Consider the following 12,175-nt stretch of genomic DNA (forward strand, 5'->3'; position numbering starts at 1 on the left):
CAAAATTTGCAAGGAAAGGTCCTTTCATAGCGTTGGCGACACAGCGATTTGTCGACCTTTTCACTCTTTCGGGGCGCGACACCGAAAAGGGTTGGCGCGACACGACGCCCGGCGATCACGTCCGGTGAGCGCAGGGGGATACCCTGACCGTCGTGGGTATTCCGGCGTGGATCTGGTTCGTCGTCGCCGCCGTCGCCTTGGTGGCGGGGCTGGGGCTGCTCGCGGCCGACCGGGCGAAGGAGGGCTCGCGCAATCGCGAGCGAATGCGCTGGGCCGAGTTGCGCGGCTGGCAGTTCGTCGAGGAGGACGACCGGTTGCCGCGGCAATGGTCCGGTGGCGCCATCGGGTACTTCGGCGCGCAGACGGCGGTCAACGTCGTGGCCGGGTCCACCTTCACCTCCGACGGGCGACGCCCCGTCTTCATCTTCGACATCGAGACCGAGGGCCAGATCCCGGCGGTCGTCGTCGCCGTGCGCTGTAACCGCGTGCACGAGGTGCCGCTGGAGATGTGGCTGTCCAGCGTGCCGTTCCAGCGCCAGGACATGCCCGAGATGCTCGGCCCGATCGGCCAGCGCTACGCCTTCGCGGACGACTCCGAGGGCGCTCGCAAGGTGATCACGCAGGAACTCGTCGACGCGGCCGATTCGCTCGGTGGCGACGTCGGCGTGGCGTGGCTGGAGAACGAGTGGGTGCTCGCGAGCGTCGCCCCGAACGCCGGGCCGTCGCGGCTCGAGCGGCTGCTGCGCGACCTCGGCGAGATCGCCGACATCGTCGACCCGTTCGACGAGGAGTACAACAACACCCCGACCCCCGGCCGCCACTGGCAGGCCGAGGCGGCCGACGACATCGAGCCCAAGGGCTAGGACCGCCTGAGTTCCAGCGGCAGCGCGCCGGCGGTGACGCCGGTGTGCGCCTGCCGGTCGAACACCGTCAGGTCGAGCGTCCCGGACTGCGTCACGTGCCCGGCCTCGGCGGGATCCGCGGTCGGCAGGAACCCGCGGACCGACGTCGACGTGGTGCCGTGGACTTGCGCGATCTCGTCGACGCCGAGGTCGCCGCTGATCGTGTCCGCGCCGGAGCCGGTCAGCACGGCGCCGTGCCGTGCCAGATCCGCGTCCTGCCCGGTGGTCACCAGTCCGGTCACCGGACCGGCGGTGCCGCCGAACGCGTGTTCCTGACCGAAGCCGGTGCCTGAGCCGGCCTCCAGCGGAAGGACGCCGTCGAACCGGCCGTCACCGTGCTGCGCCGAGGTCGCCCCGACGGTCGCGAGGCTGCCGAGATCGACGGCGTGGCCGGAAGAGCGGCCTGCTTCCAGCACCCCGCCGAGATCGCCGGAGAAGCCGCCGTCGAGCCGCGCGGCCCGGCCGAGTTCGCCGCCTGCGTGCTGGTGGGTCTCGTTGATCACGTCGAACCCGGGCAGCGGGCGGACGGCGTGGTAGGTCCCCTCGGAGGTGTCGATCGCCCGGCCGTCTTCGGTGACGAGGGAAGGCGCGCCGGTGCGCGGGTCGAGGGCGACCTCGGTCAGCCGCGCGCCGCTTCGCTCGAGTTTGGTCTCGTTCCCGGCCACGACGCTGCCGTGGGGGTCGACCTTCATCGTGTTCCGCTGGCCTCGCGTGACCACCTGCGTGGTCTTCGAGGCGGTGAGCGCGCCGACCCGGTCCGGCCGGACGGTGGCGCCGTCACGGGTCTCGACGCTCTCGCTCACCGAGCGGCGGACATCCGCGAAGACCTTCGCGTCGCCGAGGTCCTTGCTGTAGACGTTCCGCTCGGTGCTGTTCACGAAGCCGCGAAGGACGGACGTGTCCCCTTCGCTGGTGACGCCGACAGCGCGATCGAGGGTGCCTTCGCGCTTGTGGTCGAGAGGCAGCGGGATCGCCGGGTCGGTCTGGGCGGCCAGCGAGGTGGCCGGGCCGGCGAGCAACAACGCCAGCGGCGCGGCACCGGCCGCGACCTTGGGCAGATAGCTCGGCTTGCGCCTGCTGTGCTTCCCCATGGGCCGGGACGATACTTCCCGACCGGGGGTCGTCGCACGTCAGGCCCCGCTGAGGGGGACGCGGCCGACGTCGAGCCGAGTAGGTTCCCGATATGACACAAACCGCACTGATCACCGGGGCCACCGCCGGCATCGGCGCGCAGTTCGCGCGCAGGCTCGCCGCCGAGGCGTACGACCTCGTACTCGTCGCTCGCGACGTCGACAGGCTGGAGGCCTTCGCCGCGGAACTGGTCGAAGCGCACGGTGTCGACGTCGTCGTCCTGCCCGCCGATCTGTCCGAAGTGGACGGACGCGGGCTCGTCGAGGCCCGGCTCGCGGAAGAGCCGGTCGATCTTCTGGTGAACAACGCCGGATTCGGTCTCAACGGCGATTTCTGGACCATCCCGCCGGACGCGCTGCAGCGTCAGCTCGACGTCAACGTCACCGCGGTCCTGCGCCTCACCCGGGTCGCGCTGCCCGCGATGATCGACCGCGGCGAGGGCGCGATCATCAACGTCAGCTCGGTCGCCGGGTTCTTCAGTGGCCGCGGTTCGACGTACACGGCCAGCAAGAACTGGGTCACGTCGTTCACCGAGGGCATCGCGGCCTCGCTGCCGAAGGGCGTCCGCATGATGGCCCTCTGCCCCGGCTTCACCGCGACCGAGTTCCACGAGCGGGCGGGGCTGGACCGGCCAGGGCCAAAGGCGTTCTGGCTCGGTGTCGAGCAGGTCGTGGACGAGGCGCTCGCGGATCTGCGCCGCGGCAAGGTGATCTCGGTGCCGAGCCTGCAGTACAAGGCGCTCGTCGCGGTCGGCGGACTGCTGCCGAGGGCGGTGCTGCGCAAACTCGGCGGCGGTTTCGGTGGCAAGGGCCGTACCTGAGTCACGCCATCGGTGTATTCGGCGGTTGGGGACCTCACCGGGCGGGTAGGTACGGATCATGAAGTCAGCACGCCTGATGGCCGGCGCGGTGGTGCTGGTGTTGGCCGCTTGTTCCACCGAAGAACCCCACACCCCGCTGCAGAACTCCTTGTCGCCCACAGCGACGGAGCAGGACAAAGGTAAGCCGGTGAACGCCATCCAGACGGCGGCGGGCGCCGTGCCCGACGGGCGGGTGTTCGATGTGGAGCCCTCGAACGAGGGTTGGGAGATCAAGGTCGCGTCGCGGGGGCAGGAACACAAGGTGCGCGTGAGCCGGGACGGTGGTCAGGTCCTCGGCAAGCAGCAAACGGCCAAACCGAGCGACGACTTGGCGAAGATCGAACAGGCGGGAGTCGACGCGGTCAAGGCGCTACAGGCCGCGCAGCAGCGCCAGCCTGGTGAGTTCGACGAGATGGAGATCGACTACGCCGCCGACGGCACCCTGATCTGGGAGGTCGAGCTTCGTGACGGCAAGGGCGTCCAGCACGAAGTCACTGTGGACGCCAAGACCGGCGAGGCCCGCTGAGCCGGTGAGGTAGGGCCTGCCCCACCGCGGAGACGCACGCTCGCCCCAGGGCGCGTTCGACCTGGGATTCCTAGGGTTTTCCCCATGAACACTGGGTGGAACGGTGACGCGGTCCGGCTCGACGGCGTCCGCAAGGAGTACGGCAAGGGCGTCATCGCCCTGGACGGGGTGACACTGGCGTTCCCGCGTGGCGGTTTCACCGCGGTGATGGGCCCTTCAGGGTCGGGCAAAAGCACCTTCCTGCACTGCGCGGCCGGGCTGGACCGGCCGACGTCGGGGTCCGTCGTGCTCGACGGGCAGGAGCTGGCCGGGATGAGCGAGACGAAGCTGACGAAGCTGCGCCGTGACCGGGTCGGCTTCATCTTCCAGGCATTCAACCTGCTCCCGGCGCTGACCGTCGAGCAGAACGTCACCCTTCCGCAGCAGCTCGCCGGTGCCAGGCCGGACCGCCGCGTCGTCGAGGAGATGCTGGCCCGCGTCGGGCTTTCCGGCCGCCGCAAGCACCTGCCCGGCGAACTTTCCGGCGGGCAGGCACAGCGCGTGGCGATCGCGCGGGCACTGGTCACTCGGCCGGCGGTGGTCTTCGCCGACGAGCCGACCGGCGCGCTCGACACGCGGACCGCCGCCGAGGTACTCGGGCTCCTGCGCGATTCGGTCCGGACGACCGGCCAGACCGTGATCATGGTGACCCACGATCCGATGGCCGCCTCCTACGCCGACCGCGTCATCTTCCTCGCCGACGGGCGGATCGCGGACGAACTGCACGCGCCGACCGCGGACGTGGTCGCCGACCGCATGATCCACCTGGGTGCCTGGGGCGACCAGGTACGGGCAGGTGCGTGATGCTGCGACTCGCCTTCCGGACCCTGCGCCTGCGCAAGGGCGGATTCATCGGGACCTTCGTCGCCGTCTTCTTCGGCGCGCTGATCGTCGCCTCGTGTGGTGGCCTGATGGAGACCGGGATCCGCGGCAACGCGGAGCCGCAGCGGCTCGCGGCCGCGCCGATCCTCGTCACCGGCGGCCAGACCTTCGAACTGCCGAAAAAGGATCCGGCCACCCTGGACCCCGAAGATGAGGAAAAATTCGAGACCGCGCGGCTCCCGGAACGAGTGCGCCTCGACGACGGTCTCGTCTCGCGGTTGCGGTCCGTCGCCGGCGTCTCGGACGTCGTCGGTGAAGTGAGCTTCCCCCTCGCCGCGGGCGGTCAGCGGGCTCTCGGCCACGCTTGGGATTCCGCCGCGTTGACGCCGTACGCGTTGACAGCGGGTGCCGCGCCTCGCGCTGGCGAAGTCGTCGTCGAGTCGACGTCGGGGCTGAAGCCCGGCGATCGCGTCGACATCGCCGCACGCGGTGAGAGCGAAACGTTCCGGGTCACCGGGGTGGCCGGTGCGCCGCGCTCGATCAAGCAGGCGGCCGTGTTCTTTTCGGCCGCGGACGCCGCGCGGCTCTCCGGGTATCCAGGCAAGGCCGACGCCATCGGGGTCTTCACCGAGCCGGGCGCCGACATCGAGACGGTGCAGGCCAACGTCGCCAAGGCCGCGGCCGGGGCGACCGTGCTGAGCGGCATCGACCGCGGTGTCGCGGAGTTCCCCGAGGCCGAATCGAGCGGATCCAACCTGATCGTCATCGCCGCGGTGTCCGGCGGGCTTTCGGTGATGGTCGCGATGTTCGTCGTCGCCAGCACGCTGAGCCTGTCCACACAGCAGCGCTCGCGGGAACTCGCGCTGATGCGGGCGATCGGCACGACCCCGCGCCAGCTGCGGCGCATGGTGCTCGGCGAGGCACTGGCCGTCGGCCTGCTCGCCACCGCGCTCGCCGCCGTCCTCGGCCCGTTCCTCGGTGAATGGATGTTCGGGCAACTCGTCGAAAACGGTGTCGTACCCGAGGTTCTCCGCTTCTACCAGGGGTGGCTGCCCGCCGTGGTCGGTGCGGGCAGCGCGATGCTCGCGGTGTTCATCGCCGCCTTCGTGGCGGGCCGCCGGGCAGGCAAGATCCGGCCGACCGAGGCGCTCGCCGAGGCCGCGGTCACCCGCCGCTGGCTGACGCCGATGCGGGTCGTGCTCGCCGTCCTCTGTTTCGGCGGTGGCCTCGCCTTGGCCATCGTGACCGTCGCGGTGATGACCGGCCCGATCGCGGCCAGCACCGCCGGGCCCGCGGTGATCCTCTGGGCGCTCGGCGTCGCGATGATCACCCCCGGCGTCGCGAAGGTGATGACGGCGATCCTTCAGTGGCCGATGCGCCTGCTCGGCGGCATCGACGGGCGGCTCGCCGTGCTCAACACCCGTGCCGGGATCGTCCGCGCCGCCGGTGCGGTCACTCCGATCATGCTCGCCGTGGGGATCGCGACCGCGAACATCTACCTGCAGACCACCCAGGAGGAACTGGCGAACCAGGCGTTCACCGAGGACGTCCGCGCCGACGCCGTGATCGGCTCGGTCGCCGGCGGGCTCTCGCCGGACCTGGTCCAGCGGATCCAGACCGTGCCCGGTGTGGCCGGAGCGTCCGAGTACGTGACGACCAATGTGTTCGTCGAGAAGCCTTACGAGCGTGCTGACGAAGGACGCCCGGCGATCGGCCTCACCGCGTCCGGTGCCGCCGCGACCACCGACACGAAGGTGACCCAGGGCGACCTGAAGTCGTTGACCGACGCCACCGTCGCGCTCCCCGACGTCTTCGCGAAGGACTTCGGCCGCGGCATCGGCGACACGCTGAGCCTGAGGCTCGGTGACGGCACTCCTGTCGACGTCAAGGTGGTCGCCGTGACCAGCCAGCGCCCCGGCTTCGAAAGCCTGCTGCTCCCGGCCAGTCTCCTGGCGCCGCACACCACCGCCGGACTCGCCCAGCAGCTGCTGGTCCGCGCGGCTCCGGGTGTCGATTCCGCGACGCTGACCGAGCGGCTCCGCGAGGTGACGGCCGGGCAGCCGGTGACCGTCGGCGACCGGGACGCGCTCGTCGCGGCACACGCGAAGGACCAGGCCGTCGGCGCGTGGGTGAACTACCTGATGGTCGGGATGATCATCGCCTACACGGTGATTTCGGTGGCCAACACGCTGGTGATGGCGACGATGCGGCGGCGTCGCGAGTTCGGTCTCCAGCGGCTCACCGGCTCGACCAGGGCGCAGGTCCTGCGGATGGCCGGCTTCGAAGGGGGGCTGGTCGCGGTGATCGGGATCGTGCTCGGCACGGTCGTCTCGGCGGGCGCCATCGTCCCGTTCTGCCTGGTGGCGGCCGATTCCGTGCTGCCGATGGGGTCCCCGCTGATCTACCTGTCCATCATCGGGCTCGCCGCGGCGCTCGCGCTGGCGGCGACCCTGATCCCGGCTTGGGCGGCGACCCGCGGGCAGCCCGTGGACGCCGCGACGTCCGGAAGTGATTGACCACACTGGGGCAAACACCCCGGGGGCGCCCGCCGAGCCGTGTGTAAGACTCTCGGCCGTGGCGTACCCCGGGGTTGATCAAGCGGCGAAACTCGAACTGGCAAGGCTCGTCGGCGAGTTGGCCGTCGTGCACGGCAAGGTGACGTTGTCTTCCGGCAAGGAAGCCGACTACTACATCGATCTGCGGCGGGCGACGCTGCATCACGCGGCCGCACCGCTCATCGGGAAGCTGCTCCGCCAGCTCACGCACGACTGGGACTACGTCGCCGCCGGCGGCCTGACCCTCGGCGCGGACCCGGTGGCGCTGGCGATGCTGCACTCCGCGGCCACCGACGGTGTCGTACTCGACGCGTTCGTGGTCCGCAAGGCGGTCAAGGAGCACGGCATGCAGCGCCGGATCGAAGGCGTCGAGGTGCTCGGACAGCGCGTGCTGGCCGTCGAGGACACTTCGACCACCGGCGGCAGCGTGCTCACCGCCGTCGAGGCGCTTCGCGAGGCGGGCGCGAACGTGGTCGGCGTCGCGACCGTCGTCGACAGGGACACCGGAGCGCGCGAGGCCATCGAGAAGGAAGGCCTCGAATACCGTTACATTCTGAACAAGGACGACCTCGGTCTGTCCTGAGTAAAACCTTCCGAAGGGGGCATCCTCCGTGAACGAACGGAGGATGCCCCCTTTTTCGTGAGCGTTTCTCAACACGAGAGGGGTAACGTCGCAGGTAGGGGAGCGAAAGGGGGCTTGAGGTGGCGGGTTTCCTGGCGAACGTGACAGTCGCGGTACACATTTTCGCGCTGCTGTTCATCGGATTCGGTGGTTTTCTCGCGTGGCGGTGGCCGAAGATGATCTTCGTGCATGTGTTCTTCGCCGCATGGGGGATCCTCGTCAACGTCTTCCCGTGGCCCTGCCCGCTGACAGCGGCGGAGAACTACTTCCGCCATCAGCAGGGTCTCGGCGACTTGCCCGGCGGCTTCAACGCCTACTACCTCTACGACACGGTGTTCCCGCGCTCGTCCCTGCCGGTGGTCGTCGTGATCGCGATGGCGACGGTGATCATCTCCTACGTCGGCACGGTCCAGCGCTGGCGGCACCGCGACCACGACGGCGACGCACCGGCGCACCGCGTCAGCATGACCTGAGCGACAATCCCCCGGTGAGTCTCGAAGAGGTCGGCCCCACCGAATGGGTGGCGCGGGAAGAGGTCGGCGTCGGCCCGTGGGAGGGCGACTGGCCCACGGACGAGCGGTACGACCCCGAACTCCTGGCCAATGGCGACCGCCGCAACGTCGTCGACCCGTACCGTTACTGGCGGCGCGAGGCCATCGTGTCCGATGTGGACGCCCGGCGGCACCCGTTCCACGTCGCGATCGAGAACTTCCAGCACGACCACAACATCGGCACCGTGGTCCGGACGGCGAACGCGTTCGCCGCGGCCGCCGTGCACATCGTCGGGCGGCGGCGCTGGAACCGGCGCGGCGCCATGGTGACCGACCGCTACCAGCACCTTCACCATCACGAGGACGTCTCCGGGCTGCTGACCTTCGCCGCCGAGGAGGGGCTGGCCGTGGTCGCCGTCGACAACACCCCCGGCTCGCAGCCCGTCGAGACCGCGGAACTCCCGCGCGAGTGCGTCCTGCTGTTCGGACAGGAGGGCCCAGGGCTGTCGGCCGAGGCGCAGAAGACGGCGTCGCTGGTCGTGTCGATCGCGCAGTTCGGCACGACGCGCTCGATCAACGCCGGCGTCGCCGCCGGGATCGTCATGCACGCCTGGGTCCGGCAGCACGCCGACCTCACCCAAGCCTGGTGACTCCCGCGTTTCGTCCTCTGAATGCGGTCCTTGCGCGTGCAACTACCGCATTCAGAGGACGAAACGCGTTCTAGACCGGGGCGACGTCCACCGGGATCCCGTTGAGCACGGCCGTCCCGGAGGGGACGTCGAGCAGGGTCTCGTCGGCGACCAGGTTCGAGTTGACCCCGGCGTGCGCGGTCGCGACACCCGTGCGCGTCCCGTCGAGGTCGTGCCCCCAGCCGTGCGGCATGCTCACCACGCCGGGCCGGACGTCGGCCGTGACCTCCACCGGCGCTTCGAGCTTCCCCGCCCGCGACGTCACCGACGCGAGGCCGCCGTCGGTCAGCCCGAGCCGCGAGGCGTCGTCCGGATGCACCTGCACCGTGCACCGGTTGCCGCCGCGTACCAGTGGCGCCAGGTTGTGCATCCACGAGTTGTTCGAGCTCAGGTGCCGTCGTCCGATCAGCAGCAACCCGCCGTCCGGCGTCTTGTCCAGCTCCGCGCGCAGCCGCGGGACGTCCTTCGTGATCGCGTCCGGAGCCAGTTCGACCTTTCCACTCGCCGTGGCGAGCACCTCGGGCAGTCGCGGCTTCAGCGCGCCGAGGTCGATGCCGTGCGGGGCGGCTTCGAGGTCGGCCAGCGTCAGGCCGTACGGCCCGCCGCGCAGCATCAGGTCGATCATCCGCGCCGGTCCCGTGCGACCTTCGGCGAGCGCGAGGTCGACGCCGGTACGCCGGGCCGTCTCGCCCGCGACCATCGTGTCGAACGAGGCGACGTCGACGTCCGGACCCTGACCGGCGGCGATCCCGGCCATCCGCAGCAGCGTCACCCATTCCTGTGGCATGTCCGTCTCGAGCGGCTGAGGCGTCCAATTCGCGACGTTGCGCACGGCGAGCGCGTACAGCGCGACGTCGTAGTGCGGCCGCTCCAGCGGTGACGGGCCGGGCAGGACGACGTCGGCGTGCCGGGTGGTCTCGTTGAGGTACACGTCGAGGGAGACCATGAAGTCCAGTTGCCGCAACGCTTCCGTGAGCCGCGCGGAGTTGGGCGTACTCAGCGCCGGGTTGCCGCTGATGGTCACCAGCGCGCGGACCTGGCCCTCGCCGGGCGTCTCGATCTCGTCCGCGAGCGTGGCCACCGGCAACTCGCCGAGCACCTCGGGATAGCCGCGCACCCGGCTCTTCCACCGGCCGCTGGTGAACGGCGAGGACCGACGCGGCCGCCAGAGGGCGGGCAACGGGAACATCATGCCGCCCTCGCGGTCGAGGTTGCCGGTAAGCGTGTTGACGACGTCGACCAGCCAGCTCGCGATGGTGCCGTACGACTGCGTCGTCGTCCCCATCCGGCCGTAGACCGCGGCGCGTCCGGCGTCCGCGAGATCGAGCGCGATGCGGCGGATCTCGGCCGCGTCGATGCCGGTCGCGGGCGCGACCGCCTCCGGGGTGAACGGCTCCGCGAGCGCGCGGACCTCGTCGACACCGTCGACGTGCGCTTCGAGTCGTCCGAGATCGACCCGGTTCTCCGCGAAGAGGACGTTGACGAGCGCGAACAGGAACAGCGCGTCCGTGCCGGGCCGGATCGCGTGATGCTCGTCGGCGAGCTGCGCAGTCCGGGTGCGGCGCGGATCGAGGACGACGATCTTGCCACCCCGCCGCTGGATTCCGCGCAGCCTGCCGCGAGTATCGGCCGCGGTCATCAGGCTCCCGTTGGACACCAACGGGTTCGCGCCGAGGATGAGCAGGTGTTCGGTCCGGTCGAGGTCGGCGACGGGGATGGTCTGCGGGTCGCCGAACAGATACCCGGACGAGAAGTGCTTCGGCATCTGGTCGACCGTGGTCGCGGTGTAGAAGTTCTTGGTGCCCAAGGCTTTGAAGAACACGCGGCCGTAGAGCACCAGCGCCGCGTTGTGCACGGTCGGATTGCCGGAGTAGACGGCGACGGCGTCCTTGCCGTACTCCTCGATGATCGGCCGGAGCCGCTTGTCGATCTCGGCGAAGGCCTCGTCCCAGGTGACCTCGACGAACTCGCCGTCGCGTTTGACCAGCGGCGCGGTGAGCCTGTCCGGGTCGTGGTGCAGCGCGCCGAGGGAGGCGCCCTTCGGGCAGATGTACCCGTGGGAGAAGACGTCCTCGTGGTCACCCTGAACCCGGGTGATCAGGCTCTTCTCGTCGATGGTCACCTCCAGGCCGCAGGTGGCTTCGCACAGGGGGCAGGTCACATGCGCCGTGGTCATGAGGCACCTCGCGGGATCGGGGATCGTCCCAACATACTGAGCGGTATGTCACTGGGCAAGGGATGATGGCGCGATGAGTGCTCTCGCCGACCGGGCCGCGACCGCCGAGCGCGCGATCCGCGACCGGCATCTGCGCCGGGTGTGGGGGCTGCCGGGGACCGTGCTGGGCCGCAGCGGCTGGCCGCCATCGGCCGGTCAGCGCGTCCACTGGCATTGGAACTACTGGTGGCAGGCGCATCTGCTGGACACCCTCGTCGACGCCCAGCTGCGGGATCCCTCACCGGATCGGCTGAAGCTGATCGACCGCTTCGTGGCCTCGCTGCGGCTGCGCAACTTCGGCAAGTGGATCAACGACTATTACGACGACATCGCCTGGCTCGGCCTCGCGCTGCAACGCGTCGGCCATCTCGGTCTGGACGTCCGCGGCGGACTGGAGGCGATCAGTTCGCGGCTGCGCGAAGGCTGGACCGACGACGCGGGCGGCGGCATCTGGTGGCGGGTCGGCGACCAGTTCAAGAACGCGCCCGCCAACGGCCCCGCCGCGATCTTCCATGCCCGCGAAGGCGCGACGCAGCACGCGCGAGGCCTGACGGACTGGATGACCGAGCGGCTCGTCGATCCGGAAACCGGTCTGGTGTGGGACGGCCTGCGCGTCGATTCCGGGGAACTGGTCAAGCATGTTTTCACGTACTGCCAAGGGGTTTACCTCGGCGCCTGTCTCGAACTGTCCGAACTGGACAGGGTGGAGCACACGATCCACGCGGTCGCGGCGCACGTCGCGCCGAACGGGGTGATCCGGGGCCAGGGAGGCGGCGACGGCGGCCTGTTCGCCGGGATCCTGGCGCGCTACCTGGCACTCGCGGCGCCGCAACTCCCGAGCGGCGTGGCGCGCGATCTGGTCCTCCGGTCGGCCGAAGCCTGCTGGAGCGGAGCCACCGCGACGCCGCACGGGCCACTCTTCAGCGCCGACTGGGCGACTCCGGCGCCTTCGCTGCCTCTCGCCTCCGACGCCCCCGAACGCGACCTGTCCGTCCAGATCAGCGCGTGGATGCTCCTCGAAGCCGCCGCCCGCATTTAGTCCTCTAAACGCGGGGCCACCAGGCGCCGCTGACGCCAACGTCCATAAGGGACGCTTCTGGGCAGGTCGTGAGTGCTAATGAGGGCTATCGAGCCGTAAGTCGATCGGGTCGGCCGTGAAGGCCTCCTTCCCTACTTTGAGGGTAGGGAAGGAGGCCTTCACGGACTTCCTGGTTTGAGGCTTTCGGTGAGGGTGGGTCAAGGTGGTCGTGAGTGGCGATTCGGGTTCTAACCCCAACCGCCACCCCCGAACCCCCTCGGCCCCGACCCCCCCCCCCCCCTTCCT

At 69.9% G+C, this 12,175-nt stretch carries 11 protein-coding genes; 9 read left to right on the plus strand and 2 right to left on the minus strand.

Features of this window, described 5'->3' with window-relative positions:
- Nucleotides 1-152: 152 nt before the first annotated feature.
- Nucleotides 153-863 carry a hypothetical protein gene (locus ACZ54P_RS02840; protein ID WP_465459841.1) on the plus strand — a complete coding sequence of 237 codons (711 nt, stop codon included), beginning with the start codon at nt 153-155 and terminating at the stop codon, nt 861-863.
- Here the strand turns inward: ACZ54P_RS02840 and ACZ54P_RS02845 are convergent.
- Nucleotides 860-1,993: a hypothetical protein gene (locus ACZ54P_RS02845; RefSeq protein WP_465459842.1), complete on the minus strand. Its 1,134-nt coding sequence runs from the start codon at nt 1,991-1,993 to the stop codon at nt 860-862. The two genes, ACZ54P_RS02840 and ACZ54P_RS02845, sit on opposite strands and share 4 nt — an antisense overlap.
- A gap of 92 nt (nt 1,994-2,085) precedes the next feature.
- Here ACZ54P_RS02845 and ACZ54P_RS02850 point away from each other — a divergent pair, with 92 nt between their 5' ends.
- The 7 genes from ACZ54P_RS02850 (at nt 2,086) to ACZ54P_RS02880 (ending at nt 8,597) form a co-directional block, all read left to right on the plus strand.
- Nucleotides 2,086-2,853, plus strand: a complete 768-nt coding sequence (locus ACZ54P_RS02850) for an SDR family NAD(P)-dependent oxidoreductase (protein ID WP_465459843.1) — start codon at nt 2,086-2,088, stop codon at nt 2,851-2,853.
- A gap of 58 nt (nt 2,854-2,911) precedes the next feature.
- On the plus strand, nt 2,912-3,418 hold the full coding sequence (locus ACZ54P_RS02855; RefSeq protein WP_465459844.1) for a PepSY domain-containing protein: 507 nt from the start codon (nt 2,912-2,914) through the stop codon (nt 3,416-3,418).
- A gap of 84 nt (nt 3,419-3,502) precedes the next feature.
- Entirely contained in the window at nt 3,503-4,261 is a 759-nt protein-coding gene (locus ACZ54P_RS02860) for an ABC transporter ATP-binding protein (protein WP_465459845.1), read from the plus strand.
- A complete protein-coding gene (locus ACZ54P_RS02865; RefSeq protein ID WP_465459846.1) occupies nt 4,261-6,795 on the plus strand; it encodes an FtsX-like permease family protein in 2,535 nt (844 codons plus the stop codon). Before ACZ54P_RS02860 ends, ACZ54P_RS02865 begins: the two co-directional genes overlap by 1 nt.
- A 58-nt stretch (nt 6,796-6,853) precedes the next feature.
- Entirely contained in the window at nt 6,854-7,417 is a 564-nt protein-coding gene (gene pyrE, locus ACZ54P_RS02870; RefSeq protein ID WP_016338130.1) for an orotate phosphoribosyltransferase, read from the plus strand.
- A 119-nt stretch (nt 7,418-7,536) separates the two neighbouring features.
- The gene (locus ACZ54P_RS02875) at nt 7,537-7,929 is read left to right on the plus strand and encodes a DUF2784 domain-containing protein (RefSeq protein ID WP_465459847.1); all 393 of its coding nucleotides are present in this window, start codon (nt 7,537-7,539) and stop codon (nt 7,927-7,929) included.
- A 14-nt stretch (nt 7,930-7,943) separates the two neighbouring features.
- Nucleotides 7,944-8,597 carry a TrmH family RNA methyltransferase gene (locus tag ACZ54P_RS02880; RefSeq protein ID WP_465459848.1) on the plus strand — a complete coding sequence of 218 codons (654 nt, stop codon included), beginning with the start codon at nt 7,944-7,946 and terminating at the stop codon, nt 8,595-8,597.
- Nucleotides 8,598-8,667: 70 nt separating this feature from the next.
- Here the strand turns inward: ACZ54P_RS02880 and ACZ54P_RS02885 are convergent, their stop codons facing one another.
- Complete coding sequence (locus ACZ54P_RS02885; protein WP_465459849.1) at nt 8,668-10,812, minus strand: molybdopterin-dependent oxidoreductase; 2,145 nt, start codon at nt 10,810-10,812, stop codon at nt 8,668-8,670.
- Between the two features lie 73 nt (nt 10,813-10,885).
- Here ACZ54P_RS02885 and ACZ54P_RS02890 point away from each other — a divergent pair, with 73 nt between their 5' ends.
- Nucleotides 10,886-11,890: a glycoside hydrolase family 76 protein gene (locus ACZ54P_RS02890; protein WP_465459850.1), complete on the plus strand. Its 1,005-nt coding sequence runs from the start codon at nt 10,886-10,888 to the stop codon at nt 11,888-11,890.
- Nucleotides 11,891-12,175: the final 285 nt, after the last annotated feature.

It is taken from the genome of Amycolatopsis sp. NPDC034160 (assembly GCF_055575355.1).

Coding starts and splice junctions, on each gene's coding strand:
- ACZ54P_RS02845 (WP_465459842.1), bottom strand. CDS start 1,993: ATGGGGAAGCACAGCAGGCGCAAGCCGAGCTATCTGCCCAAGGTCGCG.
- ACZ54P_RS02850 (WP_465459843.1), top strand. CDS start 2,086: ATGACACAAACCGCACTGATCACCGGGGCCACCGCCGGCATCGGCGCG.
- ACZ54P_RS02855 (WP_465459844.1), top strand. CDS start 2,912: ATGAAGTCAGCACGCCTGATGGCCGGCGCGGTGGTGCTGGTGTTGGCC.
- ACZ54P_RS02860 (WP_465459845.1), top strand. CDS start 3,503: ATGAACACTGGGTGGAACGGTGACGCGGTCCGGCTCGACGGCGTCCGC.
- ACZ54P_RS02865 (WP_465459846.1), top strand. CDS start 4,261: ATGCTGCGACTCGCCTTCCGGACCCTGCGCCTGCGCAAGGGCGGATTC.
- ACZ54P_RS02885 (WP_465459849.1), bottom strand. CDS start 10,812: ATGACCACGGCGCATGTGACCTGCCCCCTGTGCGAAGCCACCTGCGGC.
- ACZ54P_RS02890 (WP_465459850.1), top strand. CDS start 10,886: ATGAGTGCTCTCGCCGACCGGGCCGCGACCGCCGAGCGCGCGATCCGC.